Raw genomic sequence first — 19,909 nt, 5'->3', positions numbered from 1 at the left:
CGGACAGTGTATGGTCTGTCCGCCTGACCTGCCAGGAAGCATGGGTTTAGTTCGGGCGTCGACAGCTTGAACTCGACCTGCCGGGTGTCCGGTCAGGCCGGCCCCGCCTCGTCGAGCACCGCCGCCGAGGCTGACATACCCAGTCGCGTCGCACCCGCGGCGACCATCGCCTCGGCGGTCCCGAGCGACCGGATCCCGCCGGACGCCTTGACACCCAACCGTCCACCGACGGTCTCGTGCATCAACCGCACAGCCTCCACCGACGCCCCGCCGGCCGGATGGAAACCGGTGGAGGTCTTCACGAAGTCCGCGCCCGCCTCCTCCGCACACCGGCAGGCGGCCACGATCTCCCCGTCGTCGAGCACGGCGGACTCGATGATCACCTTCAGCACCGGCGGCGCCGGGACCGCGGCACGAACCGCCGCGATCTCCCTGGTCAGCTCATCGAACCGCCCCTGCTTCACCAGGGCCAGGTTGATGACCATGTCGACCTCCCCGGCGCCGTCCGCCACGGCCCGGGCCGCCTCGGCGGCCTTGACCTCGGGCTTCACCGCACCGGAGGGGAAACCGACCACCGTCGCGACCTGCACACCCGTGGGCGCGTCCACCGGCAGCTGGGACGGCGACACGCAGATCGCGTAGACACCCAGTTCCCCGGCCTCCGCGGCGAGTGCGGCCACATCAGCGGACGTGGCCTGCGGTGCGAGCAATGTGTGGTCGATCAGACGGGCGAGTTCGGTGCGCTGCATGGTGTGCAGCCTACCGGCCGGGACCCGTCACCCCTCTCCCCTAATCTCACAAGGTTCCCCGCTTCTGCCGAAACCTTGTGAGATTAGAGGGTGCCTAAATTAACAATCCGCAGGTCGCGGTGAAGTACGGGTGGGGGGTACCGGGAGTGTTCCCCACGTACTTTGGGCGGCACAGGCGGCGCGGCTACCGTAATGGGTTCACCACTGTCGTCCCCTGAGAGTCCTCCCGTTACGCACATGTCCACCAGTTCCCGTCCGTCCATCGTCCTCACCGCCCCCGGTGGTGCGCCGCCCGCGCCCTGCGCATCGCCGGCGCCGCAGGTCACCCGGGCTCCCCTGCCCCCGCGGGAGGTCGAGGCCATTGTGCTCACCGCACCGGACGGCCCGCCGCCGGCACCTGGGACCGCCGTGGCACACGGGACGGACACGGCGGTCAGCACGGACGTCGCGATCCGGGCTACCCCCGAACCTGTCCCCGAACCTGTTCCCGAGCCTGTTCGCGAGCCTGTTCGCGAGCCTGTTCGCGAGCCTGTTCCCGAACCCGCCCCGGTGGCCGTGGCACCGCCTCCGCCGGTGTCGACGGTGCCCGTCACGGCCCCGCTGAAGCCGGGACGGATCCGACGTGTCCCCGGGCTCGACGGCCTGCGCGGCATCGCCGTGCTCGCCGTGGTCGTCTACCACTTCTTCGGCGACGTGCTCCCCGGCGGGTTCCTCGGGGTGGACGTCTTCTTCGTCCTCTCCGGCTTCCTCATCACCTCGCTGCTGGTGCGCGAGGTCGGCGCCACGGGCCGGATCAACCTCAAGGAGTTCTGGCGGCGTCGGGCCCGACGTATCCTCCCGGCCGCCGTCACCGTCCTGCTGGTCTCCACTGCCGTGGCCGGGATCATCGGCGGGGATGTGGCGGTGGCCCTGGTGCCGCAGTTCCTCGGGTCACTGTTCTCGGTGAACAACTGGGTGCAGATCGCCCAGTCGAACAGCTACTTCGCCGACACCACACCGCAGATCTTCATGCACTACTGGTCACTGGCGATCGAGGAGCAGTTCTACGTCCTGTGGCCGTTGCTGCTGCTGGCGTGCCTGTGGTTCTCGCGGCGGGTCCGTCGCCGGAACCGCATCGGACGCACCGCCGGCCCGTTCCGCCTCGCGACGGTCGTCGCCACGGTGCTGGGTGTCGCGTCGCTGGTCGCGATGGTCGTCCTGCACGACCCGGACGCCGACCCGTCCCGCGTATACTTCGGCACGGACACCCACGCCTTCGGTATGCTCGCCGGTGTGGTGCTGGCGCTGGTGACCACGTCGGCGGGCAGTTCCTCGACGGATTCCTGGCCGGCGTTCTCGCCGACGGGGGCGTCGCGCCGGTCGGCCGCCCTGGCGTGGGTCGGCGGGACGGTGGCCCTGGTGGCGCTCGCCGCGATGTTCCTGACGCTGCCCGACACCGACCCCCTGACCTACCGTGGCGGCCTGTTCCTGGCGTCGCTGCTGTCCGTGGCGCTGATCGCCACCTCCCTCCGGGAGGCCGGCCCGGTGGCCGGGCTGCTGCGCTGGCGTCCGCTGCGATGGTTCGGCGAGCGGTCCTTCAGCCTGTACCTGTGGCACTGGCCGGTGGTCGTCTTCGCCCGGGCGCTGATGCAGGAGCCGGGGTCGGAGGTGCCGGACTGGGCCGTCGGCCTGGTGGCGACGGTGGTGAGCCTGGTGCTCAGCGAGGCGTCCTACCAGTGGGTGGAGACGCCCCTGCGCCGTAACGGCTACCGCCGGACGCTGCAGTCACTGGGCACCACGAAGCTGCTGGCGGTGCCGGGGGCGGTGCTGGTGGTCACGCTGTTGGCCGGGTCAGCGCTGGGCCAGAGCCCGGCGAAGTCCGAACTGGAGCTGCAGCTCGAGGAGATGGCGGCACTGCAGGACGACAGCGCCGGCTCCCCCGCCACCCCCCGCGACGCTGCACCGTCTGGGCCGGCGACCCCCGGCCTGCCGTCCGGTGACGAGATCACCGCCGTCGGCGACTCGGTGATGCTGGCGTCCACCCTGTCCCTCCAGCAGCGGTTCCCCGGGATCACGGTCGACGCCGAGACGTCCCGCCACTACACCGGGGGCGAGGAACCGATCGCCGCGATGGCCGCGAACGGGACACTCGGCGAGTACGTGGTGCTGGGCTTCGGCACGAACGGCCAGGCCTTCGACGGCCAGCTCGACCGGATCGTGGAGACCATCGGCCCGGGCCACAAGATCGTCCTCGTGGTGCCCTACGGCTACGCGGACGGGATCGCCCCGGCCGCGCAGCAGGCGATCGACTACGCCGCGGCCCGGCCGGACGTCTACCTCGCCCCCTGGTGCCAGATGGCGCTGGAGCACCCGGACTCCCTCATCGGCGACGGCGTCCACCCCAACGACACCGGCCAGGCCTACTACGCGGACGCGGTGGAGAAGGGCCTGCAGCAGGCCGTCGAGGGGAAGAAGGACCGCTCGATCAGCTGCGCGCTGTAGCGGACAGCCGGTCGCGGACCACCGCGAAGCCCTCCGCCCAGGCCATGAGGTCCCTGAGCAGCCCGGCGAAGGGGGCCGCGGAGGTCTCCTGCGGGGCGAACTCCCCGTCCTTCACGTCGGTGAAGATGGAGAAGGCGGCGACGTCGCGCACCGTCGCGGCACGGAAGTTGGCGAAGACCGAGCGCCAGGTCTCGACGGCCCGGACGCCCTTGTCGGCGCCGTAGGAGACGAAGGCGACGGGCTTGTGGGCGAACTCGGAGCCGACGAAGTCGATCGCGTTCTTCAGCGGGCCGGGCACGGTGTGGTTGTACTCCGGGGTGACCACGATGTAGCCGTCGAAGGGCTCCAGTGCCGCTCCCCACGCCACGGTGTGCTCGTTGGCGTACCTGTGGGCGCCGCCGGGGATCGCCTCGTCGAGGACGGGGAGGTCGTAGTCGCCGAAGTCGACGACGGTGCTGTCGATGTCCGCGGCGTCGAGCTGCTCCTTGACCCAGGCGACCACCTGGGGGTTGAAGGCGCCGGGGCGGGTGGATCCTGCGATGATGCCGATGCTGGTCATGGTTGTCCTCCTTGGTGAGGGGTTGCCGGGGTCCGCGGTTGCGTCACCGGCCCGACGATACCATAGTTGACACGTCAACTACTTTCTCACCTGGTCGGGGTCGGCTCCTCCGCAGCCTCGTCACCCGCACGCGTGGAGCGCTGCTGCGTCCACCGGTACACACCCAGGATGATGCCCACGAAGACCAGCGCACCGAGCCACTGCGACGCCCCGGCCCAGCCCTCGGGCATGATCGCCAGGGCCTCGGAGTCGCCCGTCCCGGCGATGATGCCGGCGTTGAGCACACCGAAGAGGCTCTCACCGACGATCAGCCCCGTGGCACCGAGCACACCCAGACGCTTCGCCGAGGCGGCGTTGGAACGGCCGTCGGCCCACCGGTTGTAGAACCAGCCCAGGAACGCGCCCAGGGGGATGATCAGCGTAAGGCTGATCGGCAGGTACATGCCCATGCCCACCGCCAGCGGCGGGAGGCCGAAACGCTTCCCGGACACCCGGCGCACGACCTCGTCGACGACGATCACACCCACGCCGATCAGCGCACCCAGGCCGATGAGGCTCCAGTCGAGGGAGTCACCGAAGATACCCTGTGCCACGGACGACAGCAGACCCGCCTGCGGCGCCGCCAGGGCGTCCGGACCGGCACCCGGGGTACCGGCGAAACCGAAGGCGGTGGCCATCAGGCCCATCACCGGCGGGATGATCAGCGAGCCGAAGACCACACCGATGATCAGGGCGGTCTGCTGCTTCCACGGGGTCGCGCCGACGAGCTGGCCGGTCTTGAGGTCCTGGAGGTTGTCGTTCGAGATGGTGGCGACACCGAAGACCACCGTCGCGGTGAACAGGGTGTAGGCGACCAGGGCGGTGGGGTGGCCGCCGTCGTCGTTGCCGGTGACGAGCTTGATCAGCAACGCCGCCAGCAGCACCACGATGACGCCGACACCGGAGATCGGGCTGTTGGACGACCCGATCAGACCGGCCATGTAACCGCACACCGCCGCGATGACCAGGCCGAGCAGCAGGACGAACAGGATGCTCAGCGTGATCAGCGACCCGGTGTGGTGGCTGACCCCGGTGCCGCTGAGGAAGGACCACAGCAGCCAGCCGATCGGCAGCATCAGGCCCAGGACCCCGACCACGAGGACCTTCACCGGGATGTCGCGTTCGGTTAGGGCGACCTGTTCTCCCTGCCTACGGGCCCGGGAGGCCGCCAGGGACGCGGCGATGCCCCGGACCACCGGGCCGATGATCTTCACCAGCGTCCACACCGCGGCCACGGCCATCGCCCCGGCGCCGACGAAACGCACGTCGCTGGCGAAGGTCTCGGAGACCACGTCGGAGATGTCCCCGACCACAGGCACCTCACCGCCGGTGAACGACGGCAGCAGGACGCCGAAGGAGATCAGCAGGCCGACGATCATCGCGACACCCACCGTGGGGCCCACGAGGTGGCCGACACCGATCAGCGCCAGCGACAGGCTGGAACCGAGCATGGTGCCGCCGGCGCCGACGCGGACGGTGGCCGCCAGCTCCGAGGAGGTGACCTTCAGTGCCGAGAGCAGGGACATCCCCGCCGAGGCCAGCCCGCCGACGACGATGGCGCGCAGGCCGTCGCGGTTGCTGCGGTTGTCGGGGTCGGAGGAGTCGTCGTCGCCGACCTTGAGCACCTCGGCGGCGGCCACGCCCTCGGGGAACGGCAGGTCAGAGCCGGTCACCAGCGCGCGTCGCAGCGGGATGGAGTACAGCACACCGAGGACGCCGCCGATCAGGCAGACCAGCATGGTGGTCCAGTAGGGGAAGCCGGTCCACCAGCCGATCATGATCAGGCCGGGGAGCACGAAGATGATCGCCGACAGGGTGCCGGCGGCGGACGCGATGGTCTGCACGATGTTGTTCTCGGTGATGCTGTGGTTCTGCAGTCGACGCAGCACCGCCATCGAGATCACCGCCGCCGGGATGGACGTGGCGAAGGTCAGACCGACCTTCAGACCCAGGTACACGTTCGCGGCGGTGAAGACCAGGGTGATCAGACCGCCGAGGATGACCGCGCGGACGGTGAGTTCCCGGATCGGGGAGTCGGCCTTGCTGGGGTTGTTGCCGGCCATGTCGTTGGCTCGCTTTCACGGACGTCACGGTGTCGGGGACGTCATCGGTTCAGTTGTGGGACCCGTGAAACTCTAGTCGCCGAACCGGCGGTTACAACAGCGGGCTATGTGTTCCTTCGTGTTCCCGGGCCCGCCGCGGCGTCGCGGAACTCCTGCTCGATGGCCTCCAGGGTCTTGTCCTTGGTCTCCGGCACCACCCGGTACACCCACACCAGGGCGAGCAGCTGCAGCCCGACGAAGATGAACACGGTGGGCCCGAAGCCGACGGCGTCCATGAGGTACGGGAAGAACAGGGCGACGCAGAAGTTCACCGACCACTGCACGCCTGCGGCCAGGCCCATGGCCTCGCCGCGGACACGCATCGGGAAGATCTCGGACATGAATAGCCACGTCATCGCACCGACGGCGCACTGCATGATGCCGACGAAGGCCACGATGGCCGCCAGGATGACCCACTTCTTGGCCGCCACGCCGTCCGGCACCGTCATCGAGACCAGCCCCATCAACGTCAGGGTGACGACCGTTCCGGTCAAACCTCCCGTCAGCATCCGGCGACGCCGGACCCGTGAGTTCAGCACCATCGACAGCACCATGCCGACCACACCGGCGACACCGATGAGCAGGTTCACGGTGAAGGCGGTGTTGCCCTCGAAACCGGCCTGAGTGAGGATCGTGACGCCGTAGTACTGGATGACGTTGATTCCGGAGATCTGGTTGATCACGGCCATGCCGAAGCCGATGGTCATGATCCGGCGAATCCATGATTCGGCGAAGAGGTCGCGGAACCGCCGACGGGACGCCCGGCTGTCGTGCTCGGCGAGGCTCCGCACGTCTTCGACGTCGCCGGACACCGGGTGGGTGACCTCATCGGTGTCGGGGTGGGGTGCGTCGGCCGCACCGTAGCGGGAGGCGTCGTAGTCCGGTGAGCCGTACACCTTCTCCCGTATGGTGCGGAGGGCCTCGAGCATCTCCCCGATGCGTCCCCGCCCGGCGAGCCAGCGCGGCGACTCCGGGACGATCGTCATGCCGACCCAGAGAGCGATGGCCGGGACGAGGCACAGGGTGAGCATCCACCGCCACGTCCCGGACTCCTCGGCGCCACCGACGCGGGCGATGAGAGCGTTGAAGCTGAAGGCGAGGAACTGGCCGAACACGACCATGAACTCGTTCTGGTTCACCACGCGACCTCGCAAGTGGGTCGGGGCGAGCTCGGCGAGGTAGATCGGGATGATGCCGGAGGCCGACCCCACGGCGAACCCCAGCACGACGCGGCAGAGCATCAGCACCACCCACGTCGGCGACAGCACTGAGCCCAGGGACCCGAGGACAAAGACCACGGCCACGATGACGACGGTGCGGTGGCGTCCGATGCGGTCGGCGATACGTCCGCCGAGGATCGCCCCGAACACCGCGCCGAACTGCAGGGCGGAGGTGACGATCCCCTCGAAGCGTTCCTCGAGGCCCAGGTCGGAGGTCAGGGACGGCAGTGCGCCGTTGATCACCCCGGTGTCGTAGCCGAAGAGCAGTCCGCCCAGGGGCAGGACGGTGACTGCCGCCCAGAAGCGCCGGTTCGGCGGTCCGGCCTTCGGTGGCGGCGGGGCCGCCCGCAACCCCTTCCGCCTGTACTGCCCTCTCTGCCGTTTCTGCCGGGTCTGCTGTTCGCTGCCGTCGTCCACGTGCGTGCACTCCTCCGTCCGTTAAGAGTTAGGAACTAATAGTTAACAGGAGGCGGGGCGCGGCTATTCCTGACGAGACAGTGCGCCTAGTGTCCCTCCGACCCCGGTGCGGGGCGACCGAGCAGGTCCGCGACGGTCTTGGACACCATCGCCGCACTGCTCATGACCGTCAACTCCAACTGTGCGTCAGCCATCGCGCTGGCCGGTCGGTGGATCAACGCACGCACCACCCAATCCGGCTGCTCCTGGCTGCCCAGATTCACCAACGCTGCCGTGGTGCCGGTGACGTTGTCATTGTGCGCCGCCACCGCCGTGGCCATCGCCTCCAACTCCGGCCGGCACAAACTCCACCCCAGGAGGGGCGATAAGTTTCTACATTCATTTACGACATATGTAGTGACTCACCTGCGCCAACGGAATTTCGCATCAGCGCTACGCCCACGTCTGATCCCCGGGCAGCCATTGTGCGAAATAGGAAACTGTTTTACGTTGAAATAACGAGCATCGTCCCACTCAGAAAGTGGTTACCTCATGCATTCCACACGTTCCCTGACGACATTTCGTCGTCGAGTATATTCGCTGGCCGCCAGCGTTTCCGTGGCCTCTGGTCTGGCACTGACGACACCATCTGCAATGGCCGACCCATCGGAAACTGCTTTCTCCGATCAGGAGGTCCGGTACCGAGAGGTATCGGCATTCCCGGACGACGTGGTCGACACCTTCGATCCCTACATTCATTTCGACGATTCACAACGCCAGTATGTGGAGCAGATCCCGTCGACCATCGCCGAAGAACATCCGGAAGACTACGCTGCAGTCATTCAGCAGATCGAATCGAAGAACAGTCTCATCCGAGAAACTGAAGGATCGCCTTACGCTCGTGCCGGCGTCACGAAATGGGAGCGGGGAAAATGGAACATCAATCCGGAACTGTGGCTGGACAGCAACGCCACTCGGCGAATATCCCTCGCCATCGCTACAGGTGGCGTCACAGAGACCGTCGTCTCGATCATGCGCCAGGTGGGGACCCGTTACGCCGCCGGCCCCATCATCGGAGCCGTATTGACGCTCGGAGGGGCGGGGATAGCATTCTGCGATCAAGGCAAGGGCGTAATAATCAGAATCCCAATGGGACACTGCAGGCCACAGTAACGATGACTGACGAGGATCAAGGAATCAAGGGCACCATTCCAGCTCGGAACATCTCCTTGGCGGTTGCCTTGGTCGGTTTACTCCTGGCGATCATCGCACTACTGACAGGATCCGCTTCGAGCGACCTCGCGAAGGCAGGATTCGCTATCGCCGTCATCGGCTGGGCGGGGTTCTTTGTCGTCACCCCCAGAAAACGGAAGTAGGCTCCCTTCTGCGACAGCAGGCTGGATTCGAGCCCTGGCCGGAAACTGCCCCGGACGCACAGAACGAGGCCCACCACAGTGTGGGCCTCGTTCTCCCGTCCGGGATCAGTCCGCGATGGCCTCCAGCGGTTTCACCCGCGACGCCTTCACCGCAGGCCATGCGGCGGCGACGACACCGACCACACCCGAGGCCACGACCATGCCCGCCACCTGCCCCCAGGGCACGGCGGTCTCGGTGAGCCCCTCACCGGCGAGGACCTCCAGGAAGGCCCAGCCCAGGCCGAGCCCCACGACCACACCGACGAGTGCACCGTAGAGGGAGATCTGCACCGCCTCGAGGGTGATCATGCGTCGCACCTGGCCGCGCAGCGTACCCACCGCCCGGAGCATGCCGATCTCCTGGCGCCTCTCGATCACGTTCAGCGCGAGGGTGTTGATGATGCCGAGCACCGCCACGATCACCGCCAGCGCCAGCAGCGCGTAGAGCACGTTGAGCATCTGGTCGATGAGCACGGCCTGCTCACCGGCGTACTCCTCCGGCGTGAGCACCTGGACCACGATCTGGTCGGCGGTGGCCTCCTCCAGCCGGTCACGCAGGGTGTCGGCGTCGACCGAACCGTCGCCGTTGACGAAGACGGCGTAGATGTTCGCCGAGGCCCCGGCCCCGAGCTGCGACGCCAGCGGTTCCAGCGCCGACCAGGACACCAGGTGCTGGCCGAAGAGCTCGTTGGGCTCGTAGGTGCCCTGCAGGGTCACCTCGCCGCTCTCACGCTCCGGGCCGTCCGGCATGCGCACGGTCAGCGGCAGTTCGTCGCCGACCGACCAGCCTTCGTCCGCGGCGACCTCCTCGTCCGCGATGACACCGGGGGTGTCCAGGGAGAGGTCGCCCTCCACTGTCTCCAGGCCGCCGGAGACCGTCGGGTCGCCGTCGATGATGCCGGTGCCGCCGCTGAACCCGCCGACGGTGACGGGCAGGAAGCCGAAGCCGGCGGCGGACTCCACCCCGTCGACGTCGCGGACGGCGTCCAGCGCGGACTGCGGCACCGGGAACGCTCCGTTGGACGGCCCGGACAGGACGTAGTCCGACTGGACCGAGTCGCCGATGAACCCGCTGATGGAGGCCTTCATCGAGGCGCCGAGCATCCCGATGCAGGCGACCAGCGCCACGCCGAGGGTCAGCGCGAAGGCGGTGGTGGCGGTACGCCGGGGGTTGCGTCCGGAGTTGGTGGCCGCGAGTCGGCCGACCTGACCGAACGGTGCCCCGATGACCCCGCCGATGGCCCTGACCACGGGGATCGACAGCGCCGGGGACAGCAGGAAGGTGCCCAGCACCACGCCGAGGGCGCCGACGCCGACCAGTGCCGCGCGAGGCCCCGTGTCGGACCCGCTGAGCAGCACGCCGGCCAGCGCGGCGGCCACGCCCAGGAGGAAGAGTCCGACACCCACGGTGGTGCGTCCACGCAACGGTGAGCTGGACGACTGGTCGCCGCTGCGCATCGCCTCGACCGGGCGCACCGCGCCGGCACGTCGGGCCGGGGCCCACGCCGAGACCACGGTGACGATCACCCCGAGGATCAGCGGCAGCAGGACGGAGCCCCCGGTGACGTCCACGCCGGTGTTGGGCAGGCCGGCGCCGGTCGCGCCGATCACGGCGTAGATGGCGTGGGTCAGGCCGACTCCGGCGAGCACGCCGAGCAGGGACCCGATGACCCCGACCACGACCGCCTCGAAGACGACCGACACGGTGAGCTGCCTGGACGCCACACCCAGGGAACGCAGCAGGGCGAACTCGCGCATGCGCTGCGCGACGATCATGGAGAAGGTGTTGGCGATGATGAAGGTGCCGACGACCAGGGCGATTAGCCCGAAGGCGATGAGGAAGTAGTTGACGAAGCTGAGCGCCTCGTCGATCTGCGCCGCCTGCTCGTCGGCGACCTGCCCGCCGGTCTTCACGTCGACGTCCCCGAGTTCAGGGTGGTCGGCGGCCAGCGCGTCGGTGACCTGGGTGGCTAGGGTGTCCGGGCTGGTGCCCGGGGTGGCGGCGAGGGAGAATTCGCGGCCGGTGTCGCCGTCGGTGAAGGTGTCCACGTAGGCGGGCTCGTCCATCATCAGGCCGAGGAACCCGCCGCCGTCGATGTCGATGTCGTAGACGCCGGACACCTGGACCCGGTGGCTGCCGGTGGGGTCGACCACGGTGAGCGACTGCCCCACGGTGAGGTCGTGTTCCTCGGCGGCGGTGCTGTTGACGGCGACCTCGTCGGGGCCGCGCGGCGACCGGCCGTCGACGATGCCGGTCTCCGGGCCGACGGCGTCGTCCGGGTCGTACCAGGGCATGACGAACGCCGGTGCCCCGCCGGTCTGCAGGGTCTCCGGGGTGCCGTTCCCGCTCTCGGGGTCGACGGCGACGACGACGGTGGTCTGGTCGCTGAGGTTCACCTTCCCCACACCGGGGACCTCGGCGAGGTCCCCGGCCAGGTCCAGGGGCAGTGCCGCCCCGGACTGCGGGGCGGACACGACGACGTCGATTCCCTTGGTGGTGGACTCGGTCAGCGTGTCGAAGGTCTTCTGCAGCGAGGAGGTGAACATCAACGACCCCGCGATGAACGCGGTGCCGAGCACCACGGCCAGGACGGTCAGGACGAGGCGGATCTTGTGGGCGGCGAGGTTGCGCAGCGAGACGCGGCGCATGGTGGACACGGAGGTGCCGGAGGATGCAGCGGACATGGCGTCTACAACCCCTCGATACCGGTCATCGTGGTCAGGATCTGCTCCACGTCCGGGTCGCGCAGCTCGTGGACGATCCGGCCGTCGGCGAGGAAGACCACACGGTCGGCGTAGGCCGCGGCCTTGGCGTCGTGGGTGACGATGACCACGGTCTGGTCGTCGCGGTCCACGGCGGTGCGCAGGATGTCGAGGACCTCCGCCGAGGAGTTGGAGTCCAGGTTGCCCGTCGGTTCGTCGCCGACGATGATCTCGGGTCGGGCGACGAGGGCTCGGGCGCAGGCGACGCGCTGCTGCTGGCCACCGGAGAGTTCCGAGGGCCGGTGGCCCAGCCGGTCGGTCAGTCCGAGGCGGGAGGTGATCTCCGCGAACCACTCCTTGTCCACCTTGTCCCCGGCGATGTCGATGGGCAGGGTGATGTTCTCCGCCGCGGTGAGCGTGGGTACCAGGTTGAAGGACTGGAAGATGAATCCCAGCCGGTCGCGTCTCAGTGCGGTCAGTGCCTTGTCCCCCAGCCGGGAGATGTCTGTGTCACCGAGGAACGCCGAGCCGGAGGTGGGGCTGTCCAGGCCTGCCATGCAGTGCATCAGGGTGGACTTGCCGGAGCCGGACGGCCCCATGATCGCGGTGAACTCGCCGCGGGTGAAGTCGACGGTGACGTCGTCCAGGGCGGTGACGCGGGTGTCGCCCGCGCCGTAGGTCTTCGTCAGGCCCTCGGCGCGGGCGGCGGAGTGTGCGGTGGTGACGGTCGTCCGGGATTCCACTGGTCTGGTCCTCTCTCGCGGTGGGGGAGAACGGTTCTCCCCGTCGTTACCTCACGAGAGTAGGGGGCCGTGGACGCCAGCACATCCGGGATGCCCCTGAGAAACGTCCCTGAGAAACCTCCCTGAGAGGTGTCCCTGAGAAAAGTCCCCGGGGCGGGGCACCCGACGGGACCTACCCGAGGCCGTCCACGACCTGCCCGCCCCTGATGACGTGGCGCAGGTGGCGGTCGGGTGCGGCGAGCACCTCGATGTCCTGCTCCGGGTCTCCGTCGACGATGATCAGGTCGGCGTGGGCGCCTCCGGCGAGGGTGCCGATCTCGCCCTCCATGTGCAGCAGTCGCGCGGCGGTGCTCGTGGCGCTGCGGATCACGTCGAGGTTCGGGATCACCTGCGCCCGGATCCGGAACTCGTCGAGCTGGCGGTACTGCAGGCCGCCGAGCAGGTCACTGCCGTAGACGATGTTGACCCCGGCGCGGTAGGCCTTCTCGAGGTTGTCGACGGCGGCGAGGCGGACCTCGTCGAGCTTCTTCAGCGACGCGGGCGACAGGCCGGAGGCGTCCCCTGCCTCGTACATCGCCTGGTAGGTGATGATGGTGGGCACCAGGTAGGCGTCGTTCTCCACCAGCAGGCGGATGGACTCGTCGTCGATGAGGTTGCCGTGCTCCACACACCGCACGCCCTCCTCCAGGGCCGCGTTGACGGCCCTGGGGTGGTAGGCGTGCACGGTGACGTAGCGGTTGTGGTTCTCCGCCTCGACGACGGCGGCCCGGATCTCCTCGCGGGTGTACTGGACGGCGGAGATCTCGTCCGCCGGTGAGGCGACACCGCCGGAGACCAGCACCTTCAGGTGCTGTGCGCCCTTGCGGAACTCGTCGCGGGCGGCGTGCCGGACGGAGTCGACGCCGTCGACGACGCGGGCGAAGTCCGGTGAGAGCTGGCAGCACCCGCAGGAGTCGTCGTTGAGGGTGCGGAAGTCCCCGTGGCCGCCGGTCTGTGACAGGGCCTTGCCCCCGAAGATCAGGCGGGGTCCGGGGAGGAGCCCCTCCTCGAGGGCGCGGGCCATCCCGTGGTCGGCGCCTCCGACGTCCCGCACGGTGGTGAAGCCGCGTCGCAGCATGTCCCCGGCGGAGAGCAGGGCGCGCACGGTGGCGTAGCCCGGTGACCAGTTCGCCCGGTCTGCACTGTCGGTGGAGGTGATGAGGATGTGCACGTGGGCGTCGACGAGTCCGGGCATCACCGTGGCACCGGCGGCGTCGATCACCTCGACCCCGTCGTCGGCGGCGGGTGGTTCACCGGTGCCGGTGGCGGTGATCCGTCCGTCCCTGACGTCGATCCAGGCGCCGTCCCGGCGTTCGCCGGTCTCGGGCTCGAGGGTGTGCGCGTTGATGATGCGGATGCTCATTCAGGTGTCTCCTTTGCAGACGACGGTGGTTGTTACAGGGTGGTACAGGTGGCGCGGCGCGCCCCTAGTCGGGGACGTCCTCGTTGAGGGCGCGTCCGGAGGTCTTCTCGCCGAAGGCCACGATGAAGACGACGGCGACGGCCAACGCTCCGACGAGGACGAGGAAGACGTTGGTGAAGCCGATGGAGGCGTACATGTAGCCGATGGCGATGGGGGCGGTGATCGCCCCGATACGGCCGACGGCCGAGGCCACACCCATGCCTGTGGCACGGATGGAGGTCGGGTAGAGCTCGGAGGTGTAGGTGTAGTACACCGCGGCGACACCGTTGGTGAAGGCCGCGAGCAGCGACGAACCGAGCAGCAGCATCCCGACGTTGCCGGCCAGGGCGATGATCACGGCCGAGACCGTGGCACCGGTGGCGTAGATGGCGATCAGCCACTTACGTTCCATCCGGTCGATCAGCATGCTCGCCACGTAGTAGCCCGGGATCTGGGCCAGGGCAGTCACGAAGGAGAAGAGGAACGACCCGGTCAGGCTGAAACCCTTGGCGGTGACCAGCAGTGCCGGGAGCCAGCTGGAGAAACCGTAGTTCACGCCGGTGAGGATGAACCAGAGGACCCAGATCACCATGGTGGTGCGGAACAGCGGTCCTCTCCACAGCGCAGCGAGGGTGGATAACGGCCCGCGGCTGGACACCCTGGCCTCGGACTCCAGGTTGTCCCCGCCGACCGCCTTCGGTGCCGGTGCCTCGGCGGCGATGGCGGCGTTCTTCTCGGGCTCGACTCCACTGCGGCGTTCGAACTCCTCGATGACCGCGGTCGCCTCCTCGATCCGCCCCTTGGACAGCAGGAAACGGGGGGACTCCGGCAGGGCGCGACGCCACCAGAGCAGCAGGATGACGGGCAGCGCGGCGACCACGGCGGCGATGCGCCAGCCGACCTCGGGGTTCGGGGAGATGATGATCGGGGCGAGGACACCGGCGAGGATGTAGCCGAAGGCCAGGAAGCCCACGGTCCGGGACACGAACTTCCCGCGCACCCGCGCCGGCAGGAACTCGGAGATGTAGGGGGCGATCAGGGCGGTTTCCGCGCCGATGCCGATTCCCGACAGAGCCCTCCAGATGAACAGCTCGGCCACGGAGTTCGCCGTTCCCATCAGGAGGCTGCACGCGGAGAAGATCAGCAGCGCTGTCATCATCAGCTTGCGGCGGCCGAACCTGTCGGCGAGGACGCCGGAGACCAGTGCCCCGACGAGGTAGCCGAAGAAGATCGACGACAGGAGCCAGCCGGACACTGATTCGGGAATCGCCCAGATGACGATCAGCGCTGAGAGCGCGTACCCCATGAGCTGGCCGTCGAAGGAGTCGAAGGTGTAGCCGAGGCCGCCCATGACCATGAGACGGCGGTGCGGCTTGCCGGGCTCGAGCTTGTCGAGACGTGCGAGTAGTTCTTCCTGCTGGGCGCTCGATGCGCCCGTCGATGTGGTCATCACGACCTCCATTCACTTTCGGTGTGGAATGCACCACTAGATGTATGACGTGATCCATGCAACACTTGGAACATGACTTGTCTCACACTTCTCACACTCCGGGTCCCCGCGGGGCGCGGCACCGACGTTGTCCGTTACTACGGGACCGCGGGCATCCTGGAGGCCTCCGGCGCCACATCCACCACACTCGGGCTGCGTTCCGCCGCTGACGACAGCGAGAGCGGCGAAGCCGGCGAAGGCTGCGAGGGCGGCGGCACCACCGACACCGTCCTCGTCGTCGCCGAATGGCCGGACCGGCAGGCCTACGCGGACTGGCAGGCGGATCCGGTCCGGGAGTCCTTCTCGGCGGGGATCCTCGCCTGCGCAGGTGATATCGTGTCTGCAACAAGCGAGATATTCGAGATTGTCTGACGGGTCCGGCCGGGTACCGCCGGACCATGGAGAGAACGGGGCACCCGCGGTGACGGTTGAGACCTTGCTCGAGGAGCGGGCCGCACGCTCACCCCTCGGAACCCAGGCGGAGCGGGTGGTGCGGATCATCGCCCGGATGCCGCAGTTCGCCTCGTACGCCTCCGCCCGCGAGGTCGCCGAGCGTGCCGGGGTGAACGTCTCCACGGTGGTGCGCACCGCACAGCAGCTCGACTTCGACGGGTGGGCCGACCTGCGGCAGCGGGTCCGTTCGGAGTACCTCGACTCCATCTCCTCCACCGAGCCGGAGCGCGCGACCGCCTCGGACGCCGTCTCGCTGGGGCTCCGTCAGGACATGACGAACCTGTCTGCCGCGTCGACACCGGAGAACATCCGGGCGATCAACGCCATCGCCGACGCCATCCACACCGCACGGCGCACCGTCGTCATCACCACCGGTTCCGGTGCCGGCCCGGCGCAGATCCTCTCCTACCTGGGGTCCATCCACGGGTACGACATCCAGGTCGCCGCCGGCCCGGCGACGACCCAGGCCGTCGCGGTCTCCCACATGGACGAGCGCGACTGCCTCATCGTGATCAACGTGTGGCGTCTGACCAAGGCGCTGCGCGACCTCACCGAACTGGGCCGTGACAAGGGTGCGACGGTCGGCGTCCTCACCGACCTGCAGTCGTCCCCCCTGACGGACGCGGCCGACCACGTGATCCTCACCCCGATCGAAGGGGCCGACGCGACGCCGTCGCTGACCGCCATCGTCTCCGTCGTCCAGGCGATCCTCGCCGTGCTCGCACGGTCGGCGTCCCGCTCCTCCCTGGCCGCGGTCGAACGCGCCTGGGACTCGCTGGGGCTCATGGACGACCGGTCATAGCTCCGTCTGACCCGCCCCGGCAGCCTAGGTCGTGCTGCGCTTCACCTGCCACGCCACGGCACGACCGATGGTGCGGAGCGTGAAGAGGTACGGGATCCGCGTGAAGCGCTTGGAGTACCAGCTGAACGTGGCGATGCCGTCGGGGGTGACCACGGACCGTCGCGCCCCGATCCCCTTCACCGCGCGCCGTGCGATGATCTCCGAGGTCAACCAGGTCTTGCTGAGCAGGACGCGGGCGACGGCGTCCATCGCGTCATCGTCACCGATGAGCGAGTCCGACAGGCCGGACTTGAAGAACTGCGGGCAGATCACGGTGGTGCTGATCTTCCGGTGCCGCAGCTCGGCGTCCATCGTCTCCCCGAGGGCGACGGTGGCCGCCTTCGTCGCGTTGTACGTCGCCATCGCCGGTGCGTGGACCAGGCCGGCCGCGGAGGCGGTGAGCACGACCCGCCCGCCCTTGCTGATCTTCGGGACGAAGGCCCGCAGTGCGCGGACGGAGCCGAGGAGGTTGATGTCGAGGGCCTTCTGCCAGGTGTCCATCCTCGTCTCGGTGATCCGGCCGCCGATGGCGATGCCGGCGTTGCTGACGAGGATGTCCAGGGCGTCGACGGAGTCCGCCGCGTCCTGCCAGTCCTCGTCACGGGTCACGTCGAGCCGGCGGTAGCTCCAGTCGCCGTCCAGCCCCCGGACGGCCGACGGGGCCTCCTCGTGGAGGTCGGTGAGGATCACCCGGTCGCCCTTGGCCAGGAACTGCCGGGAGATCTCCAGCCCGAGGCCGGAGGCGGCTCCGGTCACCAGCACTGTACGGGGTCCGTTCTTCTCGGGCATGAACATCGTCAGTTCACCGTCTCCTTCTGGTTCGCGTCAGTGCGGTTCTCGTCCTGGGGCGTCGCCCAGACCCCGAGCAGGAAGCGCTGGTACTGTTCCGCGAACTCCTGCGGGTACTCGAGCTGGGGCATGTGGCCGCAGTCGTCGAAGACCACCGCGTCCCGCACGTCGATCTGCTCGAGCCCGGCGCGGAAGTCCGAGTACGGCAGGATCAGGTCCTTCCGGCCCCAGGAGAGCATGACCGGGGTGGTCCCGGCGGTGGCCCTGTTGAACCGTGCGATCAGGTCACGGCGCCAGCCTTCCCGGATCCCGAGCGGGGTCCCGAGCTGCCGGACGAAGGAGTAGAAGGTCGGGGTGCGGTGCGGGTGGCGGGCGATGCGTCCCTGGAGTGCGACCCGTCGGCGCGTGGCCGCTCCGGGACGACGCAGGATGACGTGCTCGACCGGCTGGTGGATCGCCCGCAGCCGCGTGGTCGCGGCATTGAGCCGTCCCAGGCCGGGCACGGCGATCAGGCGCAGCAGGGGTGTGGTGCTGTCGCCGAACCCGGCGGGGTCGACGAGGGAGACGCTGGCGACGTCGTCAGGACGCTGTGCGGTCATCTCCATCGACAGTGCCCCGCCCAGGGAGTTGCCCACCAGGTTGACCCGGGACTCCCCGAGCTCGTCGAGGACCTTCCACAGCAGGTCTGCGGTGTCGGCGAGTGTCACCCGGGCCGCGGGGTCGCTGAACCCGAAGCCGGGGATGTCCAGGGCGACGTACCTGCTGTTCTCGCCGATGAGGACCGCCTGGTCGTCCCAGTCCTCCAGGGAACGCCCGATGCCGTGGATCATGACCACGGCCCCCTCGGCAGCACTGTCGGCGCCGGACGGACCGCCGCGCCGCACCCGCACCGTCCGGCCGTCCACGGTGACGGTCTCGGTCGGCGGGAGCGACCGCGTGTCGGTGGCGACGAAGGGGCTGTCGACGCTGACGGTCTGCACGTCCGGCCCCGGACGGGCGGCGCCGGCCTGCTGCAGGCAGTGCTCCCCGAACACCATGTCGCGGCGCTGGTCCCCGAAGGCCAGGTCGGGGAGCTCGGCGAGGTAGTTCTGCGTGTACTGCCAGGGGGAACCGTCGCCCTGGGTGGGCAGCCGGTGCTCCCCACGCCTGATGTAGCCGGCGTCGAAGTCGAGCAACGGGCGGTCGTTGCGGCCCGGCACCAGGGCGGGGCTGTAGTACTCCTCGCCGGTCTTCCACAGCTTGACCATGTAGCGGGACACCATGTCCGAGCGCAGTGTCCAGGACGCGTTCACGTAGCCGACGGTGAAGCTGAAGTTCGGCAGGCCGGCGAGCATGATGCCCCGGTAGAAGACCTGCCGGTGGTTGTCGAGGGGTTCGCCGTCGATGCTGAGGGTGCCGCCGCCGAAGACCTCGATCTCCAGGCCCGTCGCGGTGACGATGATGTCGGCCGGCAGTTCCCGGCCGGACGACAGTCGGACACCGTCGGCGGTGAACCGGTCGATGGTGTCGGTGACGACGTGGGCGTTGCGCTTCAGCGCGGAGAAGATGTCGCCGTTGGGCGCCTTGCAGACGCGCTGGTCCCAGGGGTTGTAGCGGGGGGTGAAGTGCTCGTCGATCTGGTCCTTGGAGAGGTAGGGGCGCTGCATCAGTCGCAGTGCCTTCTTGAACAGCCACGGGGCGCGCTGGGCGACCACGAACTGCGCCATGTCCCGGGCGGCGTGGTTGAAGCGGGCCACACGGTACGCCGGCCCGTCCGGCAGCAGTGTCTTCCAGATGCGGCTGATGAAGTCGACCTCGGGCAGCGGGGCGACGTAGCTGGGGCTGCGCTGCAGCATGGTGACGTCCGCCCCGGCCTTCTCGAGGGCGGGGACCAGGGTGATCGCGGTGGCGCCGGAACCGATGACCACGATGCGGCGCCCTTCGCAGTCGAGGTCCGCCGGCCACTCCTGGGGGTGGATGATCTGGCCGGTGAAGTCCTCTTCACCGGGGAAGTCGGGACGGAAGCCCCTGCCGTGGGAGTAGTAGCCGGAGGCGTAGTGGACCCGGCGGGTGTAGATGGTCCGCTCCCCCTCCGCGGTCACGGAGGTGACGGCGTAGAGGTTCTTGTCGGTCTGCCAGTCGGAGTCCCTGATCCAGGACCCGGTCCGCAGACGTTCCAGGGCACCGCAGTCGCGTGCGACGTCGCGGATGTACTCCTTGATGTCCGGGCCCTGCCCCAGGGTCCCCTTGTGGGGCCAGGGGCGGAAGGGGAACCCGAAGGTGGCCATGTCCGAGTCGGAACGGATGCCCGGGTAGGTGAAGGTGTGCCAGGTTCCGCCGAGGTCGTCGTGGGTGTCGTGGATCTCCCACGACCAGTGGGGGAAGTTCTGGGCGACGTGGTGGGCGAGGTCGATGCCGGAGAGGCCTGCGCCCACGATCAGGAGATCGAGGGGCTGGTCGGGTGTGCCGGATTCTGTATTCATGACTACACCATAGTTATGTCTCCGGAA

At 68.6% G+C, this 19,909-nt stretch carries 16 protein-coding genes; 5 read left to right on the top strand and 11 right to left on the bottom strand.

The window, feature by feature from the left end:
- Positions 1-92 precede the first annotated feature (92 nt).
- Positions 93-749, bottom strand: coding sequence for a deoxyribose-phosphate aldolase (gene deoC / locus Q0A34_RS12195; RefSeq protein ID WP_291480268.1), 657 nt, complete (start codon positions 747-749; stop codon positions 93-95).
- 237 nt (positions 750-986) lie between these two features.
- Between deoC and Q0A34_RS12190 the strand changes: the two genes are divergently transcribed.
- Positions 987-3,230, top strand: coding sequence for an acyltransferase family protein (locus tag Q0A34_RS12190; protein WP_291480267.1), 2,244 nt, complete (start codon positions 987-989; stop codon positions 3,228-3,230).
- Here Q0A34_RS12190 and Q0A34_RS12185 read toward each other — a convergent pair.
- The 4 genes from Q0A34_RS12185 to Q0A34_RS12170 all read right to left on the bottom strand — a co-directional run bounded on the left by Q0A34_RS12185 (position 3,214) and on the right by Q0A34_RS12170 (position 7,887).
- Positions 3,214-3,789, bottom strand: coding sequence for an NAD(P)H-dependent oxidoreductase (locus Q0A34_RS12185; RefSeq protein ID WP_291480266.1), 576 nt, complete (start codon positions 3,787-3,789; stop codon positions 3,214-3,216). The genes Q0A34_RS12190 and Q0A34_RS12185 overlap by 17 nt on opposite strands.
- A gap of 86 nt (positions 3,790-3,875) precedes the next feature.
- Positions 3,876-5,891, bottom strand: a complete 2,016-nt coding sequence (locus Q0A34_RS12180) for an oligopeptide transporter, OPT family (protein ID WP_291480265.1) — start codon at positions 5,889-5,891, stop codon at positions 3,876-3,878.
- Positions 5,892-5,995: 104 nt separating this feature from the next.
- Entirely contained in the window at positions 5,996-7,567 is a 1,572-nt protein-coding gene (locus Q0A34_RS12175) for an MFS transporter (RefSeq protein ID WP_291480264.1), read from the bottom strand.
- Between the two features lie 86 nt (positions 7,568-7,653).
- Entirely contained in the window at positions 7,654-7,887 is a 234-nt protein-coding gene (locus Q0A34_RS12170; protein ID WP_291480263.1) for a hypothetical protein, read from the bottom strand.
- A 211-nt stretch (positions 7,888-8,098) separates the two neighbouring features.
- Here Q0A34_RS12170 and Q0A34_RS12165 point away from each other — a divergent pair, with 211 nt between their 5' ends.
- Entirely contained in the window at positions 8,099-8,719 is a 621-nt protein-coding gene (locus Q0A34_RS12165; RefSeq protein ID WP_291480262.1) for a hypothetical protein, read from the top strand.
- Between the two features lie 2 nt (positions 8,720-8,721).
- Positions 8,722-8,922, top strand: a complete 201-nt coding sequence (locus tag Q0A34_RS12160) for a hypothetical protein (protein WP_291480261.1) — start codon at positions 8,722-8,724, stop codon at positions 8,920-8,922.
- 105 nt (positions 8,923-9,027) lie between these two features.
- Here Q0A34_RS12160 and Q0A34_RS12155 read toward each other — a convergent pair whose 3' ends face one another.
- The 4 genes from Q0A34_RS12155 to Q0A34_RS12140 form a co-directional block, all read right to left on the bottom strand.
- On the bottom strand, positions 9,028-11,646 hold the full coding sequence (locus Q0A34_RS12155; protein ID WP_291480260.1) for an ABC transporter permease: 2,619 nt from the start codon (positions 11,644-11,646) through the stop codon (positions 9,028-9,030).
- Positions 11,647-11,651: 5 nt separating this feature from the next.
- Entirely contained in the window at positions 11,652-12,407 is a 756-nt protein-coding gene (locus Q0A34_RS12150) for an ABC transporter ATP-binding protein (protein WP_291480259.1), read from the bottom strand.
- A 172-nt stretch (positions 12,408-12,579) separates the two neighbouring features.
- Positions 12,580-13,809 (bottom strand): amidohydrolase family protein, encoded by a 1,230-nt coding sequence (locus tag Q0A34_RS12145; RefSeq protein WP_291480258.1) that lies wholly within the window; start codon positions 13,807-13,809, stop codon positions 12,580-12,582.
- A gap of 64 nt (positions 13,810-13,873) precedes the next feature.
- Entirely contained in the window at positions 13,874-15,298 is a 1,425-nt protein-coding gene (locus Q0A34_RS12140; protein WP_291480257.1) for an MFS transporter, read from the bottom strand.
- A 72-nt stretch (positions 15,299-15,370) separates the two neighbouring features.
- Between Q0A34_RS12140 and Q0A34_RS12135 the strand changes: the two genes are divergently transcribed.
- On the top strand, positions 15,371-15,709 hold the full coding sequence (locus Q0A34_RS12135; protein WP_291480256.1) for a hypothetical protein: 339 nt from the start codon (positions 15,371-15,373) through the stop codon (positions 15,707-15,709).
- Positions 15,710-15,758: 49 nt separating this feature from the next.
- A complete protein-coding gene (locus Q0A34_RS12130; RefSeq protein WP_291480255.1) occupies positions 15,759-16,592 on the top strand; it encodes a MurR/RpiR family transcriptional regulator in 834 nt (277 codons plus the stop codon).
- A gap of 24 nt (positions 16,593-16,616) precedes the next feature.
- Here the strand turns inward: Q0A34_RS12130 and Q0A34_RS12125 are convergent, their stop codons facing one another.
- Positions 16,617-17,420, bottom strand: coding sequence for an SDR family NAD(P)-dependent oxidoreductase (locus Q0A34_RS12125; protein ID WP_291480254.1), 804 nt, complete (start codon positions 17,418-17,420; stop codon positions 16,617-16,619).
- Between the two features lie 8 nt (positions 17,421-17,428).
- Positions 17,429-19,882 carry an alpha/beta fold hydrolase gene (locus tag Q0A34_RS12120; RefSeq protein WP_291480253.1) on the bottom strand — a complete coding sequence of 818 codons (2,454 nt, stop codon included), beginning with the start codon at positions 19,880-19,882 and terminating at the stop codon, positions 17,429-17,431.
- Positions 19,883-19,909 lie beyond the last annotated feature (27 nt).

It is taken from the genome of Corynebacterium sp. (assembly GCF_022712195.1).
GTDB lineage: Bacteria > Actinomycetota > Actinomycetes > Mycobacteriales > Mycobacteriaceae > Corynebacterium.
This window is presented reverse-complemented; position numbering and strand designations above follow the sequence as displayed.

Coding starts and splice junctions, on each gene's coding strand:
- deoC (WP_291480268.1), bottom strand. CDS start 749: ATGCAGCGCACCGAACTCGCCCGTCTGATCGACCACACATTGCTCGCA.
- Q0A34_RS12190 (WP_291480267.1), top strand. CDS start 987: ATGTCCACCAGTTCCCGTCCGTCCATCGTCCTCACCGCCCCCGGTGGT.
- Q0A34_RS12185 (WP_291480266.1), bottom strand. CDS start 3,789: ATGACCAGCATCGGCATCATCGCAGGATCCACCCGCCCCGGCGCCTTC.
- Q0A34_RS12180 (WP_291480265.1), bottom strand. CDS start 5,891: ATGGCCGGCAACAACCCCAGCAAGGCCGACTCCCCGATCCGGGAACTC.
- Q0A34_RS12170 (WP_291480263.1), bottom strand. CDS start 7,887: ATGGCCACGGCGGTGGCGGCGCACAATGACAACGTCACCGGCACCACG.
- Q0A34_RS12165 (WP_291480262.1), top strand. CDS start 8,099: ATGCATTCCACACGTTCCCTGACGACATTTCGTCGTCGAGTATATTCG.
- Q0A34_RS12160 (WP_291480261.1), top strand. CDS start 8,722: ATGACTGACGAGGATCAAGGAATCAAGGGCACCATTCCAGCTCGGAAC.
- Q0A34_RS12155 (WP_291480260.1), bottom strand. CDS start 11,646: ATGTCCGCTGCATCCTCCGGCACCTCCGTGTCCACCATGCGCCGCGTC.
- Q0A34_RS12145 (WP_291480258.1), bottom strand. CDS start 13,809: ATGAGCATCCGCATCATCAACGCGCACACCCTCGAGCCCGAGACCGGC.
- Q0A34_RS12140 (WP_291480257.1), bottom strand. CDS start 15,298: ATGACCACATCGACGGGCGCATCGAGCGCCCAGCAGGAAGAACTACTC.
- Q0A34_RS12135 (WP_291480256.1), top strand. CDS start 15,371: ATGACTTGTCTCACACTTCTCACACTCCGGGTCCCCGCGGGGCGCGGC.
- Q0A34_RS12125 (WP_291480254.1), bottom strand. CDS start 17,420: ATGCCCGAGAAGAACGGACCCCGTACAGTGCTGGTGACCGGAGCCGCC.
- Q0A34_RS12120 (WP_291480253.1), bottom strand. CDS start 19,882: ATGAATACAGAATCCGGCACACCCGACCAGCCCCTCGATCTCCTGATC.